The sequence below is a fragment of the Mycobacterium sp. IDUB_37 genome (genome assembly GCF_055419245.1).
The window spans coordinates 62,648-85,911 of sequence record NZ_JBVAXG010000003.1; the positions used below are offsets into that span (position 1 = coordinate 62,648).

At 65.8% G+C, this 23,264-nt stretch carries 23 protein-coding genes and 1 pseudogene; 9 read left to right on the forward strand and 15 right to left on the reverse strand.

What is annotated here, in order from left to right; all coding sequences use genetic code 11:
* The first annotated feature begins 73 nt into the window (after positions 1–73).
* Genes ACZY1I_RS11095 through ACZY1I_RS11105 form a run of 3 tightly spaced genes read left to right on the forward strand, consistent with a single transcriptional unit; the run spans position 74 to position 2,471 of the window.
* Positions 74–745, forward strand: a complete 672-nt coding sequence (locus ACZY1I_RS11095) for a peptidase M50 (protein ID WP_463754445.1) — start codon at positions 74–76, stop codon at positions 743–745.
* Between the two features lie 9 nt (positions 746–754).
* Positions 755–1,534: a site-2 protease family protein gene (locus tag ACZY1I_RS11100; RefSeq protein WP_463754446.1), complete on the forward strand. Its 780-nt coding sequence runs from the start codon at positions 755–757 to the stop codon at positions 1,532–1,534.
* A gap of 40 nt (positions 1,535–1,574) precedes the next feature.
* On the forward strand, positions 1,575–2,471 hold the full coding sequence (locus ACZY1I_RS11105; protein ID WP_463754447.1) for a cation diffusion facilitator family transporter: 897 nt from the start codon (positions 1,575–1,577) through the stop codon (positions 2,469–2,471).
* A 38-nt stretch (positions 2,472–2,509) separates the two neighbouring features.
* Here ACZY1I_RS11105 and ACZY1I_RS11110 read toward each other — a convergent pair whose 3' ends face one another.
* Positions 2,510–2,923, reverse strand: a complete 414-nt coding sequence (locus ACZY1I_RS11110; RefSeq protein WP_463754448.1) for a DUF3151 domain-containing protein — start codon at positions 2,921–2,923, stop codon at positions 2,510–2,512.
* Between the two features lie 81 nt (positions 2,924–3,004).
* Here ACZY1I_RS11110 and ACZY1I_RS11115 point away from each other — a divergent pair, with 81 nt between their 5' ends.
* A complete protein-coding gene (locus ACZY1I_RS11115) occupies positions 3,005–3,814 on the forward strand; it encodes an Rv0361 family membrane protein (RefSeq protein WP_463754449.1) in 810 nt (269 codons plus the stop codon).
* Between the two features lie 72 nt (positions 3,815–3,886).
* On the opposite strand, the gene fbaA is transcribed toward ACZY1I_RS11115, so the two are convergent.
* Positions 3,887–4,921, reverse strand: a complete 1,035-nt coding sequence (fbaA, locus tag ACZY1I_RS11120) for a class II fructose-bisphosphate aldolase (RefSeq protein WP_463754450.1) — start codon at positions 4,919–4,921, stop codon at positions 3,887–3,889.
* Positions 4,922–4,984: 63 nt separating this feature from the next.
* On the opposite strand from fbaA, the gene ACZY1I_RS11125 reads away from it, so the two are divergent.
* On the forward strand, positions 4,985–5,680 hold the full coding sequence (locus ACZY1I_RS11125; protein ID WP_463754451.1) for a DedA family protein: 696 nt from the start codon (positions 4,985–4,987) through the stop codon (positions 5,678–5,680).
* Here ACZY1I_RS11125 and ACZY1I_RS11130 read toward each other — a convergent pair.
* Positions 5,669–6,784 (reverse strand): glycoside hydrolase family 76 protein, encoded by a 1,116-nt coding sequence (locus ACZY1I_RS11130; RefSeq protein WP_463754452.1) that lies wholly within the window; start codon positions 6,782–6,784, stop codon positions 5,669–5,671. The genes ACZY1I_RS11125 and ACZY1I_RS11130 overlap by 12 nt on opposite strands.
* Positions 6,785–6,828: 44 nt before the next feature.
* Here ACZY1I_RS11130 and eat point away from each other — a divergent pair, with 44 nt between their 5' ends.
* Positions 6,829–8,214: an ethanolamine permease gene (gene eat / locus ACZY1I_RS11135; protein WP_463754453.1), complete on the forward strand. Its 1,386-nt coding sequence runs from the start codon at positions 6,829–6,831 to the stop codon at positions 8,212–8,214.
* Here eat and ACZY1I_RS11140 read toward each other — a convergent pair.
* From ACZY1I_RS11140 to ttfA, 7 genes and pseudogenes are all read right to left on the reverse strand, one after another.
* Positions 8,180–8,650, reverse strand: a pseudogene (locus ACZY1I_RS11140) (adenylate/guanylate cyclase domain-containing protein); the annotation flags it as partial. The gene eat and the pseudogene ACZY1I_RS11140 overlap by 35 nt on opposite strands.
* Positions 8,631–9,047: a hypothetical protein gene (locus tag ACZY1I_RS11145; RefSeq protein ID WP_463754455.1), complete on the reverse strand. Its 417-nt coding sequence runs from the start codon at positions 9,045–9,047 to the stop codon at positions 8,631–8,633. The pseudogene ACZY1I_RS11140 and the gene ACZY1I_RS11145, both read right to left, overlap by 20 nt.
* Before the next feature lie 3 nt (positions 9,048–9,050).
* Positions 9,051–9,695 carry a TrmH family RNA methyltransferase gene (locus tag ACZY1I_RS11150; RefSeq protein WP_463754456.1) on the reverse strand — a complete coding sequence of 215 codons (645 nt, stop codon included), beginning with the start codon at positions 9,693–9,695 and terminating at the stop codon, positions 9,051–9,053.
* Positions 9,692–10,588: a hypothetical protein gene (locus ACZY1I_RS11155; RefSeq protein WP_463754457.1), complete on the reverse strand. Its 897-nt coding sequence runs from the start codon at positions 10,586–10,588 to the stop codon at positions 9,692–9,694. The genes ACZY1I_RS11150 and ACZY1I_RS11155 overlap by 4 nt, the downstream gene beginning before the upstream one ends.
* Positions 10,589–10,598: 10 nt before the next feature.
* On the reverse strand, positions 10,599–11,132 hold the full coding sequence (gene pyrE, locus ACZY1I_RS11160; RefSeq protein WP_463755086.1) for an orotate phosphoribosyltransferase: 534 nt from the start codon (positions 11,130–11,132) through the stop codon (positions 10,599–10,601).
* Positions 11,133–11,139: 7 nt separating this feature from the next.
* Positions 11,140–11,913, reverse strand: a complete 774-nt coding sequence (locus ACZY1I_RS11165) for an SDR family NAD(P)-dependent oxidoreductase (protein WP_463754458.1) — start codon at positions 11,911–11,913, stop codon at positions 11,140–11,142.
* Positions 11,914–11,919: 6 nt separating this feature from the next.
* A complete protein-coding gene (ttfA, locus tag ACZY1I_RS11170; RefSeq protein WP_463754459.1) occupies positions 11,920–12,780 on the reverse strand; it encodes a trehalose monomycolate transport factor TtfA in 861 nt (286 codons plus the stop codon).
* A gap of 137 nt (positions 12,781–12,917) precedes the next feature.
* Here ttfA and ACZY1I_RS11175 point away from each other — a divergent pair, with 137 nt between their 5' ends.
* Positions 12,918–13,724 carry an enoyl-CoA hydratase/isomerase family protein gene (locus tag ACZY1I_RS11175; protein ID WP_463754460.1) on the forward strand — a complete coding sequence of 269 codons (807 nt, stop codon included), beginning with the start codon at positions 12,918–12,920 and terminating at the stop codon, positions 13,722–13,724.
* On the opposite strand, the gene clpB is transcribed toward ACZY1I_RS11175, so the two are convergent.
* Entirely contained in the window at positions 13,721–16,267 is a 2,547-nt protein-coding gene (clpB, locus tag ACZY1I_RS11180) for an ATP-dependent chaperone ClpB (RefSeq protein WP_463754461.1), read from the reverse strand. The genes ACZY1I_RS11175 and clpB overlap by 4 nt on opposite strands.
* 259 nt (positions 16,268–16,526) lie before the next feature.
* On the opposite strand from clpB, the gene ACZY1I_RS11185 reads away from it, so the two are divergent.
* Positions 16,527–17,699 (forward strand): FAD-binding oxidoreductase, encoded by a 1,173-nt coding sequence (locus tag ACZY1I_RS11185; RefSeq protein ID WP_463754462.1) that lies wholly within the window; start codon positions 16,527–16,529, stop codon positions 17,697–17,699.
* Positions 17,700–17,713: 14 nt separating this feature from the next.
* Positions 17,714–18,604: an aldose 1-epimerase gene (locus ACZY1I_RS11190; RefSeq protein ID WP_463754463.1), complete on the forward strand. Its 891-nt coding sequence runs from the start codon at positions 17,714–17,716 to the stop codon at positions 18,602–18,604.
* A 235-nt stretch (positions 18,605–18,839) separates the two neighbouring features.
* Here the strand turns inward: ACZY1I_RS11190 and ACZY1I_RS11195 are convergent, their stop codons facing one another.
* The 4 genes from ACZY1I_RS11195 to dnaK are packed head-to-tail and all read right to left on the reverse strand — an operon-like array spanning position 18,840 to position 22,995.
* The gene (locus tag ACZY1I_RS11195; protein ID WP_463754464.1) at positions 18,840–19,223 is read right to left on the reverse strand and encodes a heat shock protein transcriptional repressor HspR; all 384 of its coding nucleotides are present in this window, start codon (positions 19,221–19,223) and stop codon (positions 18,840–18,842) included.
* Positions 19,223–20,407 carry a molecular chaperone DnaJ gene (dnaJ, locus tag ACZY1I_RS11200; RefSeq protein WP_463754465.1) on the reverse strand — a complete coding sequence of 395 codons (1,185 nt, stop codon included), beginning with the start codon at positions 20,405–20,407 and terminating at the stop codon, positions 19,223–19,225. Before dnaJ ends, ACZY1I_RS11195 begins: the two co-directional genes overlap by 1 nt.
* A 36-nt stretch (positions 20,408–20,443) precedes the next feature.
* Positions 20,444–21,118, reverse strand: a complete 675-nt coding sequence (gene grpE / locus ACZY1I_RS11205; RefSeq protein ID WP_463754466.1) for a nucleotide exchange factor GrpE — start codon at positions 21,116–21,118, stop codon at positions 20,444–20,446.
* On the reverse strand, positions 21,115–22,995 hold the full coding sequence (gene dnaK / locus ACZY1I_RS11210; RefSeq protein WP_463754467.1) for a molecular chaperone DnaK: 1,881 nt from the start codon (positions 22,993–22,995) through the stop codon (positions 21,115–21,117). The genes grpE and dnaK overlap by 4 nt, the downstream gene beginning before the upstream one ends.
* Between the last annotated feature and the right edge of the window lie 269 nt (positions 22,996–23,264).

Sequence of the window (23,264 nt, forward strand, 5' to 3'; positions counted from 1 at the left end):
CAGCCGGTGACCAACCATACCCAGCAAGTAGCGGGGAGCCTGAGCAAAGGCATGCAAAAGCCATGAAAAATCTGTGAAAGCGGCCAATCAGGCGCCCAGCACGGCGGTATTGCAGTGCGGAGACGCACGGCTACCGCGTCCGTTGACGGATCTGCCCGCCCATCGCGCCGACGGTGACGAAGACGTCAAGGCCGTGGTCGACGCGCTGACGGGAAGCTATCGGCGGCTGGTAGTGGTCGGCGACGACGCCCAGCTGGCCATGGTGTTGACCCGGTTGTTGCGCACTGCTCGCCTCGATGTCGAGGTGGGTTACGCGCCGCGCCGACGCACCCCCGCGACCCGCGCCTACCGGCTGCCCGCTGGGCACCGCGCCGCGCGCCGAGCCCGGGGCGGGACCGCTCGCCGGGTGCCGTTGATTCGCGACGAGACCGGCACCGTGATGGTCGGCCGGGCCAGTTGGCTGCCGTCCGACGAGACGAGCTCGTTCCGCGGCGAGGCGGTGGTCGACGACACCGTGCTGTTCGACGGCGAAGCCACCGGTGTGTCGATCGAACCGACGTTGGCTCTGCCCGGCTTGCGGGCGGCACTGCACACAGGCCGACCGTTCCGAAGGTGGGTCGGTGGCCGCGCCGCCCAGTTGGGTACGACGGCCGCCGTTGTGGTGCGCGACGGCGTCGCCGTGCGCCGTCCGGTGCGACGGTCGACGTTCTACCGCAACGTGGAGGGCTGGCTGCTGGTCCGGTAGTTTTCGACCGTGAGCGGTAGGGGTGTGCACCAGTCAGTGCGACCCAGCCCGATCTTTCTCGGCCTGATCGGTTTGACGGCGGCCGGAGGGGTGCTGGCCTGGATGGCCGGATCCGCGGTGCGCCCGCTCGCCTACGCCGGGGTGTTCATCCTCGTGATCGCGGGCTGGTTGGTGTCGCTGTGCCTGCACGAGTTCGGGCATGCCTACACGGCGTGGCGCTTCGGCGACCACGATGCCGCGGTTCGCGGGTACCTCACGCTGGATCCGCGGCGCTACAGCAATCCCGGGTTGTCGCTACTGCTACCGCTGGTCTTCATCGCGCTCGGCGGGATCGGCCTGCCCGGCGCAGCGGTGTACCTGCGCACCTGGTTCATGACACCGACCCGGCGCACCCTGGTCAGCCTGGCGGGCCCGGCTGCCAATCTGGTGCTCGCGGTGCTGCTGCTGGCGGCAACCGAGGTGTTCTACGACCCGGCCCATCGAGTGCTGGCGGCCGGGTTAGCCTTTCTCGGGTTCCTGCAAATCACCGCGGTGCTGCTGAACCTGTTGCCGATCCCAGGCCTGGACGGCTACGACGCTTTGGAACCGCATCTGAGCCCGGAGACGCAGCGCGCGATCGCACCCGCCAAGCAGTACGGCGTCTTCGCTCTGCTGTTCCTGCTGTTGACCCCGGCAGTTAACCAGTGGTTGTTCGACATTGTGTACTGGCTTTTCAGCCTGTCCGGACTGCCGCCGACACTTGCGACAGCGGGCGGTGCTCTGACCCGCTTCTGGGGCGCCTGGTTCTGACCATTGCAATACATGCATAGATCCGCATATATTGCTTTCCATGGGAGCCGGACACAGCCACACCCCCGCTGAGGCGGACGCGTCGCGAATGATCCCGAAGATGATCGGCGCGGCGTGCATCCTGGCGACATTCTTCGTCATCGAGCTGACCACCTCGCTGCTGATCAACTCGATCGCGCTGCTGGCCGATGCCGGACACATGCTCACCGACGTGGTCGCGGTGTTCATGGGTTTGGTCGCGGTGATTCTGGCCAAGAAGGGCAGCTCATCGCCGGATCGCACCTACGGCTGGCATCGCGCCGAGGTGTTCACCGCGGTGGCCAATGCCGTGTTGCTGGTCGGGGTCGCGCTGTTCATCCTCTACGAGGCGATCGACCGGCTCGACAGTGGAGCGCCGGCGGTCCCCGGCGTACCGATGATCGTGGTGGCGCTGGCCGGCGTGACCGCCAACTTCGCGGTGGCCATGCTGCTGCGGTCACATTCCGAGGACAGCCTGGCGGTCAAGGGCGCCTACATGGAGGTCGTCGCCGACACGGTCGGCAGCATCGGCGTCCTGATTGCCGGCATCGTGACCGTCACCACCCGCTGGCCCTACGCCGACGTGGTGGTTGCCGTGTTGGTCGCACTGTGGGTACTGCCCCGGGCTGTCTCGCTGGCCCGCGCCGCACTTCGGATTCTTTCCGAGTCATCGCCGGCACACATCGACGTCGATGAGTTGCGGTCCGCGCTCGGCGGGCTGGACACCGTGAAAGACGTGCACGACTTGCACGTCTGGACACTCTCGCCGGGCAAGGACATGGTCACCGCCCACCTCACCAGCGACGGCGACTCCGCGCAGGTGCTGCGGGAGGCCCGTGCGGTGCTGACGGCGCGCGGGCTCGACCACGCGACCGTGCAGATCGACTGCCCGGACGGGCACTGCGAAGAGACGTTCTAGTGGCGAGCTAGAGGCCTTCATGGGTGCGCCGAAAGCTTCTAAAGACCCAGCGCCTCGCGGGCCGAGGTGTCGCAGTCGTCGAGCAGATCCAGGCAACGGCGATACTCGTCGGTCTCGCCGATGGTGTCCGCCGCCCGCGCCAGGGCCCCCACGCACCGCAGGAAGCCACGGTTCGGCTCGTGGGCATACGGCACCGGCCCGAAGCCCTTCCAGCCGTTGCGGCGCAACTGGTCCAGGCCGCGGTGGTAGCCGGTCCGGGCGTAGGCATAGGCGGTGACGGCCTTGTCGTTGTCCAGCGCCTCTTCGGCAAGCGCGGCCCAGGCCACCGACGCCGACGGGTGCGCAGCGGCGACGATGCTGGGGTTTTCACCGGCGCGCAGGCCGTCTTCCGCCTCTTTGTCGCCCGGCAGCAAGATCGGAGCAGGTCCCAGAAGATCACCCATCGGAGTCATGTCCTACATCTTGCCAATCCCGCAAACCCCGTCTCACTCCACGTTCGCACCAACGTCGTGGATGGTCGCTAAGCTCCATCCATGCCCAACGCACCCGAGCCCGAACGCGACGGCACCGGCCAACCGGGCGAACCCGGTACCGAACCAACCGAGGCCCAACCGCTGCTAGCCGGCGACTCAGAAACGGAGACCCTGGTGATCGCCAAGCGCGAACCGGAGCCCACTCCCGAGGCAGCCGCCGCGGACGCCGAACCCGAGCGCCGCTTCACCGCCCCCGGATTCGACGATAAGGAAACCCAGGTGATCGCCACCGCTCCGGAGGCGGCCACCGAGGCCTTCGCAACCCGCCCGGCACCGGCCACGCCGCCGCCCCCACCACCGCAGCCGTTGCCGCCGAAAACTGCGGTGCCACAAGCGATTCCGCCGCGCACCGGAGTCAAATCGGTTGCCAAGGGCCGCAACTTGGGCTGGGTGCTGGCGATCGTGGTGATCGTGCTGGCCCTGGCGGCGATCGCCATCTTCGGAACCATCCTGTTGACCGGCAAGAACAATTCCAAGCCCTCGCAAGAGGACCAGGTGAAGCAGACCATCCAGAACTTCGACATTGCGGTGCAGCGGGGCGATCTGACCGCGCTACGCAGCATCACCTGCGGCAGCACTCGCGACGGTTACGTCGAGTACGAGGAGAAGGCTTGGTCGGAGACCTACCAACGGGTGTCCGCGGCCAAGCAGTACCCGGTCATCGCCAGCATCGACCAGGTTGTGGTCAACGGACAGCACGCCGAGGCCAACATCACCACGTTCATGGCCTACGACCCGCAGCTTCGGTCGACCCGCAGCCTCGATCTGCAATTCCGCGACGATCAGTGGAAGATCTGCCAGTCCAGCTGACCCCGCAGACGGAATTTGCTGGCCGGTTACCGCCATTCAGGGTCTGTAGCCCCGCGGCGGGTCCTAAACCGCTTAGCCGGAGACGGACTTTCCGGAGCAGTGCAGGTCGTTGCAGGCCTCGATAACACGCTCGGTCATCGCGGCCTCGGCCTTCTTGAGGTAGCTGCGCGGGTCGTAGAACTTCTTGTTGCCCACTTCGCCGTCGATCTTGAGCACGCCGTCGTAGTTGGTGAACATGTGCGCGGCGAGCGGGCGAGTGAACGCGTACTGGGTGTCGGTGTCGACGTTCATCTTCACCACGCCGTACCGCAGCGCCTCTTCGATCTCCGACTTCGCCGAACCGGATCCGCCGTGGAACACGAAGTCGAACGGCTGAGCGTCGTCAGACAGGCCGAGCTTGGCCGCAGCCACCTTCTGGCCCTGGGCCAGGATGTCGGGGCGCAGCTTGACATTGCCGGGCTTGTAGACGCCGTGCACGTTGCCGAAGGTGGCGGCCAGCAGGTAGTGGCCGTGCTCGCCGTGGCCCAGCGCATCGATGGTCTTCTCGAAGTCTTCCGGGGTGGTGTAGAGCTTGTCGTTGATCTCGTTGGCGACGCCGTCCTCTTCCCCGCCGACCACACCGATCTCGATCTCGAGAACGATCTTGGCTTCGGCCGCCTTCTTCAGCAGCTCTTGGGCGATCTCCAGGTTCTCGTCGATCGGCACCGCGGAGCCGTCCCACATGTGTGACTGGAATAACGGATCGCGACCCGCCGCCACTCGTTCGGCAGAGATCGCGAGCAGCGGCCGGACGTAGGTGTCGAGCTTGTCCTTCGGACAGTGGTCGGTGTGCAGCGCGACGTTGATCGGGTACTTGGCGGCGATCACGTGGGTGAACTCAGCCAGCGCAACCGCCCCGGTCACCATGTCCTTGATGCCCAGGCCGGAGCCAAATTCCGCGCCGCCGGTCGAAAACTGAATGATCCCGTCACTGCCGGCATCGGCGAAGCCTTTGATGGCCGCGTTGACGGTCTCCGAGGAGGTGCAGTTGATGGCCGGGAAGGCATACGAATTCTTCTTGGCACGTCCCAGCATCTCGGCATAGATCTCGGGCGTTGCGATGGGCATGGAGGACTCCTCTTCAGAAGACTTGGTCTGATCAGTATTGCAACGCCGGTATGTTGAAGCACCATGAGCACCACCTTGGTGGCGTTGGGGGACATCCTCGACCCGATGTATTGGCTGGGCAAGAACGGTGTATTCGGGTCCGCCGTACTGCCCGGAATTCTGATCATCGTCTTCATCGAGACCGGCCTGCTGTTCCCGTTGCTGCCAGGCGAGTCGCTGCTGTTCACCGGCGGACTGCTGGCTTCACACCCAGAGCCGCCGGTCAGCATCTGGGTGCTAGCGCCGGCGGTCGCCCTGGTAGCGATACTCGGCGATCAGAGCGGGTACTTCATCGGCCGACGGATCGGCCCCGCGTTGTTCAAGAAGGAAGATTCCCGCTTTTTCAAGAAGCACTACGTGACCGAGTCACACGCCTTCTTCGAGAAATACGGACCGTGGGCGATCATTCTGGCCCGGTTCATGCCATTCGTGCGGACGTTCACCCCGGTCATCGCCGGCGTCTCCTACATGCGCTATCCGGTCTTCCTCGGTTTCGACATCGTCGGCGGCACCCTGTGGGGCGGCGGAGCAACCCTGGCCGGCTACTTCCTGGGCAATGTCCCGTTCGTGCACCAAAATCTGGAAAAGATCATCCTGGGCATTCTGTTCGTGTCGATGATCCCGGCATTCATCGGAGCCTGGAAGGGCTTGCGGTCGCGGCGGCGTGCGCCGAAGGATGAGGTGGACACCAAATCCGACCCGCTCCCGCTACCCGAGTGATTTGACCGCCGCCACGGTGTGGGCGGCTTCCATCAGCATCCAGCCCGACAACTGGACCGACAGGTCCCGCTCCGGGATCGCCGAGCTGTTCACCGCGCCCTCGATGAACTGCGCCTGCTGACCGCTGGCGGCGGGGACCTCGGCGTCGCGATCCCAGAACGCCCCGAACACCGGTAGCCCGTCCACCGTCTGGCGGTACTCCCACGCTGACTTCGCCGACGACAACACGATGTCGCGGGCCGTGTCGCGGGCGTGGGCGTCGTCGGTGGAGTCGCCGGGCAGATCGGTGGCGACCAGGGCCAGGTAGCGGGCGGTGATGCCGGAGAACAGGCCGCCGTCACCGCCACCGGCGCCCTTGAGCACACCGTTCGGTGCCATCTGCTCCTTGACGGCCGCGACCAGGCGGTGCACCCGAGGCGCGTGCCGGTCGTCATGCGTGCGCTTGGCCAGTTCGGTCTCCAGACCGAGCACCACGCCCTGGCAGTAGGTGTACTGCGCGCGCACCAGCGAACCTGCCTTGATGCCGTCGAAAACCAGATGCGTCTCGGGGTCGATCAGAGTCTCGTCGATCCAGTCGGCCATCTGCTGAGCCCGACGGAGGTGCCCCTCATACCTGGCCAGGAAGATTCCCGCCGGGCCGTTGCCGGGAGCGTTGAAGAACTGGTCCTGCTTGCGCCACGGGATCCCGCCGCCGTCTTCGGGCACCCAGGCGTTGACGAACTGCTTGGCGAGCGTGTGCAGGGCACGGCTGCGTTCCACGTCGACGAGGCGGCCCGCGCGCTCCAACGCCAGTGCCAGCCAAGCCATGTCGTCGTAATAGCTGTTGGTCCAGCGCAGCGTGTTGCGCAGCCGGTGCGAGCGGACCTGGCGGCTGATGCGAGTGCGCCGCTGCGGCTGCGGGTCGCGCAATTGGGCGTCGATCAGGCAATCCAGCAGGTGCGCCTGCCACCAGTAGTGCCAGGTGCCGAACAGCCGGTCCTTGCGCTCCGAAGGCCAGGCGACCACGCCCAGCTGGGTTCCGGGCAAGCCCCAGACCCGCGTCAGATTCCGTTGCGTGACGGCGGTTTCACAACTGCTGGCCCGGTTCGCCCATACCTGATCCATACCTGCTGATCCTGCCCTACGGTTTGCGGTGAGGGGAGGGCACCTTGACAGGTCAGGACAGCCAGCCGGATTCACGGACTTACCTCGACAAACGACAGCTGAAGACGGGTAGCGCGGGCTGGTTGCTGCTCGCGGGCCTGGGCGTCAGCTACGTGGTATCCGGTGACTATTCAGGCTGGAATTTCGGCCTGGCCCGAGGCGGCTTCGGCGGATTGGTAATCGCCACCGCGGTAATCGCCGCCATGTACCTGGCCTTGGTGTTGGGCATGGCCGAACTGTCGTCGGCGTTGCCGGCCGCAGGCGGCGGATACACGTTCGCTCGCCGGGCGATGGGCCCCTGGGGTGGATTCGCGACGGGTACAGCGGTGCTGATCGAGTACGCGATCGCGCCGGCGGCGATCGCCACCTTCATCGGCGCGTATGTGCAGTCACTCGGGCTCTTCGGCATTCGCGACGGCTGGTGGGTGTATTTGGCGATCTACGCCCTGTTCATCGCCATTCACCTGGCCGGCGTGGGCGAGGCGCTGAAGGTGATGTTCGTCATCACCGGCGTAGCCCTGGTCGGTATCGCGATCTTCGGCATCGCGGCGATCGGTCATTTCCAATCCGCGAATCTGACAGACATCACACCGTCGACGAATGCGCTGGGCTCTTCTGAGTTCCTACCGCACGGCTACCTCGGCGTGTGGTCGGCGCTACCTTTCGCCATCTGGTTCTTCCTCGCCATCGAGGGGGTACCGCTGGCCGCCGAAGAGACTGCGGACCCGGCGCGCAACGTTCCCCGTGGCATCACCGCCGCATTCGCGGTGCTGGTCGTCACGTGCGTGTTGGTGCTGGTGCTGGCCACCGGATCAGGTGGCGCACAAGCGATGTCGACCTCGGGCAACCCGCTGGTCGCAGCACTCGGACCGACCGGCGCGGCCAAGGCGGTCAACTACATCGGCCTGGCCGGCCTGGTCGCCAGCTTCTTCTCGATCATCTATGCGTATTCCAGGCAGCTGTTCGCACTGTCCCGGGCGGGTTACCTGCTGACGGCACTGTCGGTCACCAACGCGCGAAAAGCGCCGACGCTGGCACTCATTGTTCCCGGCGTCATCGGCTTCGCACTGTCGATGACCGGCAAGGGCGACCTGCTGCTGAACATGGCTGTTTTCGGCGCCACGCTAAGCTACGTGTTGATGATGGTCAGCCACATCGTGCTGCGCAGGCGGGCACCCGACATGGTCCGTCCGTACCGAACCCCGGGCGGCGTTGTCACCACTGGCTTCGCGTTGATCGTCGCCGCACTGGCACTCATCGCCACGTTCTTGGTCGACAGCGTGGCCGCGGTGTGCTGTTTGGGGGTGTTCGGTGCGTTCATCGGGTACTTCGGCCTCTACAGCAGGCACCGATTGGTCACCAACGCTCCGGATGAAGAACTGGCCGGGTAGAACTCCTGCGCTCCCCCGCCCTGGCGGCAAGGTCAGATGCGCGCTCGCCCACCAGAAACCAGGTGTGCAGCACTCCCTTACCCTTCACGGTCACCTCGCCACGTTCCTCGAAGACGAAGTCGCTGCTGAGCCGCTCGTACACCTCCGGCGCGACCTGAATCCGGCCCTCCAGGCAGGTCGACTCCATTCGCGAGGCCACGTTGACGGCGTCGCCCCACACGTCGTAGAAGAACCGACTGGTCCCGACGACGCCGGCCACCACGGGTCCCAGGGCCAGCCCGACGCGAATCTGTACCTGCTGACCGGCTTGATCGGTGAGGCCACCCGCTGATTCGGTGAGGTCGAGCGCAAAGCGTGCCAGCGCCTCGAGATGATCCGGCCGGGGCTGCGGCACGCCGCTGACCACCATGTAGCAGTCACCGCTGGTTTTGATCTTCCCCATTCATCAACGCGACGGGGCACATCCCTCTCGTCGCCACCTCGATCACGCTGAAACTCGCGCTGACCGCGGCGGCCATCCACGCAGCGATCGTCACGACTCGCCGGCGTCGGATCAAGCTGTCGGTATTCCGCCGCTTGCGGTCCGAAACGACCGACCGGGTACGCAGCATCGGGCCGCTGAAGGAGGGATTAAGGACATCCGCCACCGGCTTTGAGGACGCCAGACCGACGCCGTGTGCCACAGCGAAAAGCCTATCGAAGCGGCGCGTTTGAAGTAACCGGCTGACGTAGCTCGACGAATAACTGTTGCAGTCCTGCAAGCGAATTCGCGGGCAAGAGCAGGTTGCAGAAAGGTAGCGCAGCAGCCATCGTTGCGGCCAGCGCCGCAACATAATTCACCACGCTTGCGAGAGGTCACCGTGCTGGCGGACCCACGCGTGCATCGCGATCCCCGCTGCCACACCGGCATTGATGCTGCGGGTCGAGCCGAACTGGGCGATCGACACCGTCATCGACGCGCCCGTGCGGGTGTCGTCAGTGATACCGGGCCCCTCCTGGCCGAACACCAACAGGCATTCCCGCGGCAGCAACGCCTCTTCCAGTCGCGCGGCCCCGGGAACGTTGTCCACCGCGACGACGGTTAAACCGGCGGTCGCCGCGAAATCCATCAACTCCGAGGCGCTGTCGTGATGGCACAACCGCTGATAGCGATCGGTGACCATGGCCCCGCGGCGATTCCATCGCCGTCGACCCACGATGTGCACGGTCTCGACCGCAAATGCGTTGGCAGTACGCACTACTGAGCCGATATTGGCGTCGTGCCCGAAGTTCTCGATCGCGATGTGCAGCGGATGGCGGCGACGGTCGATGTCGGCGATGATCGCCTCCCGAGTCCAGTACCGGTAGGCGTCGACGACGTTGCGAGTGTCGCCGTCGCGCAACAGATCTGGGTCATAGCGGGGGTTGTCGGGGGGTTCACCCACCCAGGGGCCGACACCATTGGTCGGCGCACCCCATTCGGTGGGCCCCGGTTCGCTCACTTCGTCGTCCACACCGCAGCGTGGGTTCCGACGATCGCGACCGTCGCGACCAGCAACGCCTGATTGATCTCGCCTTGGGTGCACAGCGACACGTCGATCTGGACGCCGTCGCGCGACGCGTCGGGCAGCAGCAGCACCGACGACCCGTAGGCCGCGCACGCCGGATTCAGCCCGCGACCGGGCCGGGTCGGGCTGGCGAGCATCATCATGGGTCCGCCGCGGCGGGCGGAGTCATCGCTGTACCGGGCCGCGAGGGCGCTGGCATCGAGTCCCAGCAACATGTAGCCGTCACCGTTGAAAGCTGCCTGGTCGCCCAATTGCGCCTTGGTGATCGGCATGCCGTCGGCGCGCCACGCCGAGACGGTGGTCGACTTGACCACCAGTCCGGTGTCGTTGACGTTGGTCGGCAGCAGTCCCACCGGGAACGCCGCCGGATAAGCGGCCGCGGTGTCGGCGATCCGATCATGCGGCGAATAGGCGTAGACGCCCCGGACCGCGCTGCGGTCCTTCAGCGGGCCCAGACACACCGTGCCGGTGAGCCGATTGGGCGGCGCCGATAACGCCGCGGAGATGTCGTGCACCTTGGTCATCGCCTCGTCGCAGCTGCCTAGAGCCGTCGACTCCATCGGGTGAGACAGTGCGCCGTAGAGACCGAGGCGGAATTCCTCGGGCTTGGCATGCGGCTTGTTCGGGTCTGTCGGGGACGCATCGACGTCGACCAGCAGGTAGTCCTGCGACCAGCGCAGGTTCGAAACCGACATGTTCCAGCCCAGCAGCGCCAACGACTCGCCGAACCGGGCGCTCTGGGCTCCGTAGATGCGACCCGTTCCGCTCGAGCCTGAGCAGCCCACCAGGCACGTCAGAACCACGACGATCGCGAGGAGTCTGCGCACCGCCGGCGGCCTAGTCCAGCCCCAGCTCGGCAAGGCCCAACACGCTGCGGTAGGGCACACCCTCGGCCTCGATGGCCTCGGCGGCGCCGGTGGCGCGGTCAACCACGGTGGCCACCCCGATGACCTCACCGCCGGCATCTCGTACGGCACGTACCGCCGTCAGCGCAGAACCGCCCGTGGTGCTGGTGTCCTCGACCACCAGCACCCGCTGGCCGGACACGTCGGCCCCTTCGATGAGACGTTGCATCCCATGGGCTTTCACCGACTTGCGCACGACGAACGCGTCGATCGGGCGGCCTGGCGCATGCATGACGGCGGTAGCGACCGGATCGGCGCCCAATGTCAGGCCACCGACGAGCGCGTAGTCCCAGTCCTGGGTGACTTCCCGCACCAGCCGACCGATCAGCGCGGACGCCCGGTGATGCAGGGTGGCGCGGCGCAGGTCGACGTAGTAGTCCGCTTCCTTGCCTGAAGACAACGTGACGCGGCCATGCACCACCGACAGGTGGCGCACCAGCTCGGCCAGTTCGGCCAGTTCGGCCAGCTCTGGATTAGGTCCTGCCACTGCCACTGCCAATCCGTTTGGTGACCATGCGCGCCAACCGGCGCGGCATCGCACGACCCGTGGCGACCAGCAACTTGTACTCGTTGCCCGGCACGATAACCACCTTGCCGCGGGACACATCGGCAAGGCTCTCGCGGACTACGTCGTCGACCTCGAGCCACAGGAATGACGGCAGTGAGGTCATGTCGATCCCGGCCCGGCTGTGAAATTCGGTGCGGACATAACCGGGGCAGACCGCGTGGATGCCCACGCCGGTGCCCTGCAGACCGTTGGAGAGCCCTTCAGTGAAGGAAATCACCCACGCCTTGGACGCCGAGTACGTCGATCCGCGGCCTGGCAGCAGACCAGCGACGCTGGCGATGTTGATGACGTTGCCGGCACCCGAGTCGATCATGGCCGGCAGCGCGGCGCGGGTCAGGTGCATCACGGCCGTGACGTTGACGTCCAGCTGCTTCTGCAGTTCGGCGGGATCGGCCGACCAGAATTCGCCAGACGTGCCGAAACCGGCGTTGTTGATCAGAACCTGCACTCCCGCGGAGAGCCGCTCGGCAACCCTCTCCCGGTCAGCGGCGTCGGCCAGATCCGCGGGCAGTAGCTCGATGTTGCCGGCCTGGGCTTCCAACTCGCCGGCCAATTGCTTGAGACGCTCCACGTCGCGGGCGACCAGGACCAAGTCGTAGCCGTCATGCGCGTAGCGGCGGGCGAATCCGGCTCCGATGCCCGAGGTGGGCCCAGTAATCAGCGCAACAGGTCGGGGCATGTGCTCTCAGTGCTGGTAGTTGCTGGCCTGGTGGCCGTTGCGTCCCGATCGGGGTGGACGGGGAGCGCCCTCGGAGCGACTCTCGTCACGACGGACGGGCTCGGGTGCACGGCGAGCCGGGTCGGGCAGCACGCCGGCGGCCGGATCCGCTTGGGAACGCCGCGACGGCAACTCCGCGCGCGACGCGGAGGCCAGCGGACGGCTGGGAGACGTATTGCGGCGGCCCTCGGGCTCCGCCGCTTCCTGCGGGGTGTCGGCAGGCAGCGGTGGCAGCACCCGCAGCAAGTCATTGAATTGGCGGACGGTGCGCAGCCCCTCGTCCCATTGGGCGCGGGTGCTGGCTATCGGCATGGCGACCAACGTCCAGTTCTGCTCGTTCCACATGATCTCGGCGCAGTCCGGCGCGGTATGGGCGAAAGTAACCATCCGCCGGTCGCAAGCGCGTCGTGCGGCGTCGAGATTGGTCGAGTAGACCATCCGTGGCCCAATGGCGCCGAGCAGCCAGATGTCGCTTTCGCGAGGCTCCTTGAGGCCCTTGAGTCGGAGGTCGACCACGACGTTGGTGCCCACCTTGCGGTGCAGCGCGATCACGGTGGCGACTTCCTCGAGATCGAAGATGTACACCGCCTCGCCGCGGATCTGGCCCAGTACGACGTTGTGTGCCGGAACATTGCCGACACTCGACATCACGCCACGCTTCCAGCGGTGCAGGATGTCGGTCGATTCGCGCTCGTAGTCGAATCCATGCGATCTCGCCCACGACTTGCGGCGTCTGCTGCGGCCCCGGCGCCGGTCGATATCGACGTACAGCAATACCGCCGCACCGACGAAGCACAGTGCGGACAGCGTGAACCAGAGCGGGACCATCCCACACAGAGTATCGGTAGTCAGTACTGAATAGAGAATCCGAGCAGGTCACAACCCAATCACGGGACTCGATCAATCGGACATCTTCTAAGGTCGGCTCAAGACCATTTCGGTGACGAATCCGCAGGGGCGTACAGGTGTACCAGGACTACCAGTTCATTCGTATCTCCACCGCCGGCGGCGTTTGCCGGGCGACGATCGACAATCCGCCGATCAACCTGCTGGATGTGCCGTTGATCACCGAGATCAACCGCCTGCTGAGTGAGGTAGCGGGCGACGACGAGGTGCGGGTGTTGATCGTCGACTCCGCTGATCCAGAATTCTTCATCGCACACGCCGATGTCGGCCTGATTCTGGATCTACCGACTGACGACCTCGATCTGCACGACGAATTGTCGCCGTTTCACTCGACGATGGAGCGTTTTCGCACCCTTCCGAAAGCCACCATTGCCGTCATCGAGGGCATCTGCCGTGGCGGTGGGAGCGAGTGGGCGGCCGCCTTCGACATGCGCTACGCCGCGCTCGGCAAGGCACGTTTCGGCCAGCCGGAGGTGGCGCTGGGGATCATCCCCGGGGGCGGCGGCACACAGCGTCTGCCGCGGCTCATCGGCCGCGGGCGCGCACTCGAAGTGATCCTCGGCGGCATGGACGTCGATGCCGCGACCGCCGAGGCCTGGGGGTATGTCGACCGCGCGCTGCCCGACGACAAGCTGCGACGGTTCGTCGACAAGCTCGCCGCGCGAATCGCGGCGGCTCCGCTGGGCGCCATCGTCGCCGCCAAGCGCGCGGTCGATGCCGCCAGCGGTGACGTCGCCGCCGGCCTGCGAGTCGAGGATCAGCTGTTTCGGCAAACCCTGGCCCAGCCGCAGGCCCGCGCCCGGCTCCAGGCCGTCATTGACGCTGGAGCCCAGACGCGGGCCTTTGAGCTGGGCAACATTGGTTAGCCCAAAACGAGTCCGTCGCCGTCCGCACTGACGTTGACGGGCACGACGTCGCCGTCATGCACCTCGCCGGCCAGCAGCATCTTGGCCAACTGGTCGCCGATCGCCTGCTGTACGAGCCTGCGCAACGGACGGGCCCCGTACACGGGGTCGAAGCCACGGTGTGCCAGCCACTCCTTGGCGGGTAGTGACACCTCGAGCTGAAGCCGCCGCTGGGCAAGTCGCTTGGCCAGCTGGATCAGCTGGATGTCCACGATCTGCACCAGTTCCGCGGGGTCGAGCGCGTCGAAGACCAGTACATCGTCGAGCCGGTTGATGAACTCGGGCTTGAACGCCGCGCGCACCGCCGCCATCACCTGCTCCTCGGTACCACCGGACCCCAGGTTGGAGGTCAGGATGAGGATGGTGTTGCGGAAGTCGACCGTGCGGCCCTGGCCGTCGGTCAACCGACCCTCGTCGAGCACCTGCAACAGCACGTCGAACACATCCGGGTGGGCCTTCTCGACCTCGTCGAACAGCACCACGGTGTACGGCCTGCGCCGTACCGCCTCGGTCAGCTGCCCGCCTTGGTCGTAGCCGATGTAGCCGGGAGGCGCACCGACCAGCCGGGCCACCGAGTGCTTCTCGCCGTACTCGCTCATGTCGATCCGGACCATGGCGCGTTCGTCGTCGAACAGGAAGTCCGCCAACGCTTTTGCCAGCTCCGTCTTACCCACACCGGTGGGGCCCAGGAACAGGAACGAGCCGGTCGGCCGGTTGGGGTCGGCGACCCCGGCCCGAGAGCGCCGCACCGCATCAGAAACCGCCGTGACGGCCTTGCGTTGTCCGACAACGCGGCGGCCGAGCTCGTCCTCCATGCGCAGCAACTTGGCCGTCTCGCCCTCGAGCAGCCGGCCGGCGGGGATTCCGGTCCACGCCGACACCACGTCAGCGATGTCGTCGGGACCCACCTCCTCCTTGAGCATGACGTCGTTGCGAGCCTGCGCGCTGGGCACCGCGGCGTCGAGTTTCTTCTCGACCGCGGGGATGCGCCCGTACCGCAGTTCGGCGGCTTTGGCCAGGTCACCGTCGCGCTCAGCGCGCTCGGATTCGCCGCGCAACACCTCGAGCTGCTCCTTGAGCTCACGCACGATGTCGATGGCGTTCTTCTCGTTCTGCCACTTAGCAGTGAGCTCAGCGAGGGTTTCCTTGTGGTCGGCCAACTCGGCGCGCAGCTTTTCCAGCCGGTCCTTCGAGGCGGCGTCCTCTTCCTTGGCCAGTGCCATCTCTTCGATTTCCAGCCGGCGGACCAGTCGCTCGACCTCGTCGATCTCGACGGGACGGGAGTCGATCTCCATCCTCAACCGCGACGCGGCCTCGTCGACCAGGTCGATGGCCTTGTCCGGCAGGAACCGGGCGGTGATGTAGCGGTCGCTCAACGAGGCGGCGGCCACCAACGCGGAATCGGTGATCCGCACGCCGTGGTGCACCTCGTAGCGGTCCTTGAGTCCGCGCAGGATGCCGACCGTGTCCTCGACCGACGGCTCGCCCACGAAGACCTGCTGGAAGCGGCGCTCCAGCGCGGCGTCCTTCTCGATGTACTTGCGGTACTCGTCGAGCGTGGTGGCACCCACCAGGCGCAACTCACCGCGGGCCAGCATCGGCTTGATCATGTTGCCGGCGTCCATCGCCGATTCGCCGGTCGCGCCCGCGCCGACGATGGTGTGCAGTTCGTCGATGAACGTGATGATCTGACCGGCCGAGTTCTTGATGTCGTCGAGCACGGCCTTGAGCCGTTCCTCGAACTCGCCGCGGTACTTTGCGCCGGCCACCATCGAACCGAGGTCCAAAGACACGACGGTCTTGTCGCGCAGGCTCTCCGGGACGTCGCCGGCGATGATGCGCTGGGCCAGCCCTTCGACGATGGCTGTCTTGCCGACACCGGGCTCACCGATGAGCACGGGGTTGTTCTTGGTACGACGGGACAGCACCTGCACGACGCGACGAATTTCGTTGTCGCGCCCGATAACCGGGTCCAGTTTGCCCTCGCGGGCCCGCTCGGTCAGGTCGGTGGAGTACTTCTCCAGAGCCTGGTAGGTGGCTTCGGGGTCGGCGCTGGTGACCCGCGCGCTGCCGCGCACTTTTTCGAATGCCTCGTTTAAGGCCTGCGGTGAGGCGCCGTGGCCGGTCAGCAGTTTGGCCACGTCCGAGTCACCGGTGGCCAGTCCGACCATCAAATGCTCGGTGGAGACGAATTCGTCATCCATCTCGGTAGCCAGATGCTGCGCGGTGGTGATGGCGGCGAGCGACTCGCGGGACAGCTGAGGCTGCGAGCTCGAGCCGCTGATCGAGGGCAGCCGATCAATCAGTCGCTGCGCCTCGGCGCGAATGGTGGCGGGCTCGACACCGACAGCCTCAAGCAGCGGTGCAGCTATCCCGTCGTTCTGTGTCAGCAGTGCCAACAGCAGATGAGCGGGCCTGATCTCGGGATTACCGGCTGCCGAAGCTGCCTGCAGTGCCGACGTCAGGGCCGCCTGCGTCTTGGTCGTCGGGTTGAAAGAGTCCACGGAACCTCCGTTCGGGTACTAGCAATATCTTGTCTGGTAGTGCAACGCCGTCAAGGTTGAGTCTGTTCCGCTCAACTTTAACTTTTTTTCGTGAGCCTTGGTGCCCGACCCAATCCGATGACACGGATAACCATTAGACAATTCGGGTCGGGGCCTTCCGGCCAGGCGGCGGTGTGTGCGGCAACGGCGGATCGGGCGGGCCCGCCTGACGCGCGGCACCACCCGGCACTGATACAGAGCGGGCCTAGAATCGGCGACCGTGGGCTTGGACGATCGGGATGCGTTGCAGGTATTGCGCAACGCGTTCGAGCTGGACCCGGCCACCGGCACCAACCAGGTCGTGCATCGGTTTTACGACAACTGGTTCGCCCTGGACAGCTCCGTGCGGGACCTGTTTCCGCCCGAAATGCACGGCCAGCGAGCCGCTTTCGCCCAAGCGATGCACTGGCTGTACAGCGAACTCATCGCCCAGCGAGCCGATGAACCGGTGGCATTTCTGGCCCAACTGGGCCGGGACCACCGCAAGTACGGAGTGCAGCCGACCCAATACGTGACGCTGCGCCGAGCGCTGTACTCGGCGCTGCGCACTCAGCTGGGCAGCGCCTGGACCAAAGCCGTCCAGAAAGCCGCCGACCAATCGCTCAACCTGATCACCGGTGTGATGAGCGGCGCGGCGGACTCCGAGGACGTGCCGGCTTGGTGGGACGGCACCGTCATCGAACACACCCGGGTGTCCCGGGATCTTGCGGTGGTGCGACTGCGCCTGGACCGCCCGCTGCAGTACCTGCCCGGGCAGTACGTCAACGTCCACATTCCGCAATGCCCGCATCGCTGGCGATACCTCAGCCCCGCCATCCCCGCCAACCCCGACGCCGGAATCGAGTTCCACGTGCGGGTGGTTCCCGGCGGCCTGGTCAGCAACGCGATCGTCGGCGAAACGCGGCCCGGAGACCGGTGGCGGTTGGCCGGTCCGCATGGTGGCCTGCGGGTCGACCGCAACGGCGACGACGTCCTGATGGTCGCCGGGAGCACCGGCCTGGCCCCGCTGCGAGCGCTGATCATGGACCTCAGTCGCTTCGCCGAGAATCCGCGGGTGCACCTGTTCTTCGGCGCGCGTTATCGCTGCGAGCTTTACGACCTGCGCACGCTGTGGCAGGTAGCGGCACACAATCCTTGGCTGTCGGTCTCGCCGGTGTCTGAGTACGGCCGCGACCCGTCCTGGGCAGCTGACTATCCCGACGTGTCACCACCACGCGGACTGCATGTGCATCAGACCGGCAGACTCCCCGACGTCGTCACCAAGTACGGCGCCTGGGGCGACCGACAGATCCTGGTCTGCGGCGGACCCGCAATGGTCCGCGCCACCAAAGCCGCGCTGATCGCCAAAGGTGCCCAACCGGACCGTATTCAGCACGACCCGCTGTCGCGTTAACACCAGGAGGACCAGTGCACGTCGTCACATTGCGCGACCCAACGTCATCGATGGCTGCTGAATTCGTGCCCGACGCGGGTCTGATCGGCACCTCGCTGACCGACGACGGGGTGGAACTACTCGGCCAGCGACGTGGCCTGGACGCCTACCTCAGCGCCGGCAAGACGATGGGCATCCCCATCCTCTATCCGTGGGCAAATCGGTTGGGCAACAACACTTATACGGCCGAGAACGTTACGGTGACGCTGCGGCCGGGCGAGAACGGTGTACGTCCTGATCCCGCGGGGCTGCCGATCCACGGCGTGTTGGCCGCCTACCCGGACTGGCGGGTCACCCACGAATCGGCGAACACGCTGACCGCGGAGGTGGATTTCGGCGCCGATGCCCGGTTGCTCGCCAGCTTTCCGTATCCGCACGTGCTCGCGGTGACTGTGCAACTTGCGGAGCGGGCGCTGACGGTGCGCACCACGGTGACCGCGACCGGCGACCTCGCCGTGCCGCTGTGCTTCGGCTATCACCCGTATCTGCAACTACCTGGGGTGAACCGCGCCGACTGGGTGATCGAAACGCCGTCACTGCGCCATCTGTCTCTCGACGAGCGCGGCCTACCGACCGGACAGACCGACCAGCAGTCGGCGGGTTCGCAGGCGCTAGGCGATAGCACTTTCGACGATGCGTATGACCAGGTCGAGGACGGCGCGCGCTTCGCGGTGTCCGGCGGCGGACGGCGGTTGGAAGTGCGATTCGACCAGGGGTATTCCGCGGCGCAGATCTTCGCACCGCCCGGTGAGGACCTGGTGTGCTTCGAGCCGATGGCCGCACCCACCGATGCACTGAGCCGTGGCGGATACCGGAGCGCGCAGCCCGGCGAACCGGCCGTCGCGGTGTTCTCTATCCACGCCTGACGGGACTTCGCAAATTTCGTTTGGTGGCTAGCGTGGCGCCCTGACCGGGCACGCCCCACCAGTCACACGCGCCACCGCCAGGGTCGGCTTCACCGGTTGGAAAACACGATATCGCCGGCGATATCAGAGACTCTCGAAGCGACTTGATATCACCGGCGATAGCGCATTTCACAACGCATCATGCCGAGCTTTCCAGGTACACAAGTGACGCGTGTGATACCCGGCCAGCGCCTGCCTACCTTCGTGGCTGCCACACGACGAGGGCCGTGCTCTTCGGCACTACCGCGATCTCACGCCGCTGATTGGTACGCAAGACCGCGATCTCCTCGGCCATCTCCTGCAGCCTCGACTGCAGCGCCTCGACCTGATTCGTCAGTTCAATGATTCGTTTGATGCCGGCGAGGTTGACGCCCTCGTCCTGCGAGAGTCGCTGCACCTCGCGCAGCAGATCAACGTCGTGCTCCGAATAACGGCGCCCACCACCGGGCGTGCGGCCCGGGCTGACCAGGCCGAGCCGGTCGTATGTGCGCAGCGTCTGCGCGTGCATACCGGCCAGCTCGGCGGCCACCGAAATCAGAAACGTCCGCGACGCCTCATTCTTCTTCTGGTTCCCAGCCATTAGCGATTACCTGCCCACCCCGCCCTCGGGTCGAACCCGCTCGACCGCTCGGCCGCCGCATAGGCTTCCAGCGCCTCCTGGGCGGTGCCTTCCAAATTCGGAGGAACGGCGACCTTGACGGTGACCAACAGGTCGCCGCTGCCACCGCTGCGCTTGGGCACACCACGTCCGCGCACGCGCAGGATACGACCGTCCGACGTGCCCTTGGGCACTCGGACACCGACCTTGCCGTCCAGCGTGGGCACCGAAAGCGTTGAACCCAAAGCCAATTCGGTGAAGCTGACCGGCACGGTCACGGTGAGGTCGTCGCCATCGCGGTTGAAGACCTTGTCCGGACGCACGTGCACCGTCACATACAGGTCCCCCGATGGGGCACCACGCAATCCGGCCTCGCCCTGTCCGGCCAACCTGATTCGTTGCCCGTCCTCAACGCCCGGCGGGATCCGCACGTTGATCGTGCGGGTGCGGGTCGTGACACCGGTGCCTTTGCACTCGTCACAAGGGTGCTCGATGATCGAGCCGCTGCCCCGGCACTCGGTGCAAGGCTCGGAGAACCCGAACGCGCCCTGGTTGCGGTTGATCACACCGGCGCCGTTGCAGTTGGGACAGACCTTCGGGCTGGTTCCCGGACGTGCGCCGCTGCCATGGCAGTTGGTGCACGGCGCCGGGCTGGTCAGCCGCAGCGGCATAGCCACGCCCTTGGCGGCCTCGACGAAATCCAGCTCCGTCTCGGTCTCGAGGTCGTTGCCGCGGCGGGGCCGGCTGGGCCGGGTGCTGCCACCCCGCCCGAACAAGCCACCGAACAGGTCACCGATGTTGGCACCACCAGCCTTGGCGGCGGTGTCGAACAAGTCGTTCAGATTGAAGTCAGCACCGTCACCGCCTCCGCCGCCGAAGCCACCAAAACCACCCGTGTCGAAGCGACGTCCGCCGAAACCACCGCCACCGGCAAAGAGCCGGCGGGTCTCGTCGTACTCCTTCTTCTTGGCCTCGTCCTTGAGGACGTTGTAGGCCTCCGAAACGGACTTCATCCGCTCTTCGGCGGCCGCATTATTCGGGTTCTTGTCGGGGTGCAGCTCGTTCGCCAACTTGTAGTAGGCGCTCTTGATCTCCTTGGTGCTGGCATCGGAGGAGACGCCGAGCTCCTTATAGAAGTCCTTCTCGACCCACTCACGCTGAGCCATTTCACGTCACCTCCTTACCTACTTGTTGATTGTGTCCTAAACACCGGAGTCGTCGGCGTTATCGCTCGTGTCGGCCGGCCTGATTTCGGCACCGGTCTCGTCGATCACCATGGGGGCTGCCCCGGCTTCGCCTTCGACTGTGTCGACGACGCCGACCATCGCGTGCCGCAGCACCTGCTCGCCGAACTGGTAGCCCTGACGCATGACAGTGCCGATCACCGGCTTGGAGCCCGGCCCACCGTCACCCTCGTGCTGCACTGCCTCGTGCAACGCCGGGTCGAAATCCTCGCCCTCGACGCCGAAAGCGGTGAGCCCAAGCCCGGTCAACGCGTTGGTCAGCTTGTCGGCGACCGACTTCATCGGTCCCGATTCCAGGTCGCCGTGCTTGCGCGCCCGATCGAGATCGTCCAGGACGCCCAGCAATTGGCTGACGACGTTGGCCTTGGCCCGATCGCCCGCTGCCTGCTGGTCACGCAGAGCGCGCTTGCGGTAGTTGGCGAAGTCGGCCTGCACCCGTTGCAGGTCGGCAGTCAGCTCCGCGACCTTCTTGGCCGCTTCGCCGGACGCGCCCGCACCGGGCCCAAATGGCGGGGGGAGACCCTCCCCCGGCGCCTGAGCGCCGGGAGAGGACTGCCGCACTTCACCAGTTTCGGGATCGATCCGCCGCTTGTCGGTGACCGTTACCGGCTCCTGCTGGTTTGGGTCGGTCACTTGGACTCCCGGTCGTCCTCGACCACCTCCGCGTCCACGACGTCATCGGCCGAGCCGGCCGAGCCGGCCTGGTCGAAACCACCGCCGGGCTGGCCACCGCCAGCGGCGGCACCCTCAGCTTGAGCGGCTTCGTAGATGGCCTGTCCGAGCGCCTGCGATTCCTGACCCAGCTTCTCCATCGCCGACTTGATCGCACCGATGTCGTCGCCGCCCAATGCCGACTTGGCGTCTGCGACCGCTGCGTCCACCTTGTTCAGGGTGTCCTCGGGGACTTTCGATCCGCCCTCGGCTTCACGCTGTTCCTTGATGAACTTCTCGGTCTGGTAGACCAGCGTCTCGGCCTGGTTGCGAACGTCAGCTTCCTCGCGACGCTTGCGGTCTTCGTCCGCGTGCGCCTCGGCTTCCTTGATCATCCGGTCGATCTCTTCCTTGGAGATGCCGGAGCCCTCCTGGATGCGGATCGTGTTCTCCTTGCCGGTGCCCTTGTCCTTGGCCGTCACGTGCACGATGCCGTTGGCGTCGATGTCGAACGTGACCTCGATCTGCGGGACACCACGCGGAGCCGGAGCGATACCGGTCAGCTCGAAGCTGCCGAGCAGCTTGTTGGCCGAAGCGATCTCACGCTCACCCTGGAAGACCTGGATCTGCACGGACGGCTGGTTGTCGTCGGCCGTGGTGAAGGTCTCCGACCGCTTGGTCGGGATGGTGGTGTTGCGCTCGATGAGCTTGGTCATCACGCCGCCCTTGGTCTCGATACCCAGGCTCAGCGGCGTAACGTCAAGCAGCAGAACATCTTTCACTTCACCCTTGAGCACGCCGGCCTGAAGGGCCGCACCAACCGCGACGACCTCGTCGGGGTTGACGCCCTTGTTGGGCTCCTGGCCGCCGGTCATTTCCTTGACCAGGTCGGAGACCGCGGGCATACGGGTTGAGCCGCCGACGAGCACCACGTGGTCGATGTCGCCCACCGAGATACCGGCGTCCTTGATCACCGACTGGAACGGCTGACGGGTGCGATCCAGCAGATCTTGGGTGATCTTCTGGAACTCCGCGCGCGTGAGCTGCTCGTCGAGGAACAGCGGGTTCTTGTCCGCGTCGACGGTGATGTACGGCAGGTTGATCGACGTGCTGCCCGAGGAGGACAACTCGATCTTGGCCTTCTCGGCCGCTTCCCGCAGCCGCTGCATCGCCATCTTGTCCTTGGTCAGGTCGATGCCGCTGGTGCCCTTGAACTTGTCGACCAGCCACTGCACAACGCGCTCGTCCCAGTCGTCGCCCCCAAGGTGGTTGTCACCACTGGTGGCGCGAACCTCGACCACACCCTCGCCGATCTCGAGCAGCGAGACGTCGAAGGTGCCGCCGCCGAGGTCGAAGACCAGGATGGTCTGTTCCTTCTCGCCCTTGTCCAGGCCGTAGGCCAGCGCGGCCGCCGTCGGCTCGTTGACGATGCGGAGCACGTTGAGGCCGGCGATCTGGCCGGCGTCCTTAGTCGCCTGACGCTGAGCGTCATTGAAGTAGGCGGGCACGGTGATGACGGCGTCCGCAATGTCCTCACCCAGGTAAGCCTCGGCGTCACGCTTCAGCTTCATCAGCACGCGAGCGCTGATTTCCGGGGCGGTGTAGTTCTTGCCGTCGATGTCTACCGACCAGTCGGTGCCGACCTGTCGCTTGACCGAACGGATGGTGCGGTCAACGTTGGTGACCGCCTGATTCTTGGCGGGTTGGCCAACCAGCACCTCGCCGTTGCGCGCGAACGCGACGACGGACGGAGTCGTCCGTGAGCCCTCGGAGTTTGCGACGACGACGGGGTCGCCGCCCTCAAGAACTGCGACGACGGAGTTGGTGGTCCCGAGGTCGATACCGACCGCACGAGCCATGGTGATTCCTCCTGAATGTGTTTGCTTGTTTTACTGCACTATGCTGAGTGGACCCCGCTCAAGACTGCTCTGGTCGACATCTTCCTGTCAACCCAGACTTGAGCCTGTGTCACTCAACTTATCGATCATGCTAACGGTACGGGTGCGCACTTTGTTCCCCGGGGTCCGCCGGCGGCATCGCCCGAGGCCCACCGAGGTGCCGCAAACCAGCCGATTTCGGCCTATGCAGTGTCTATGAAATCGCCGACAATCGGCGCTTCGTCTTGTGA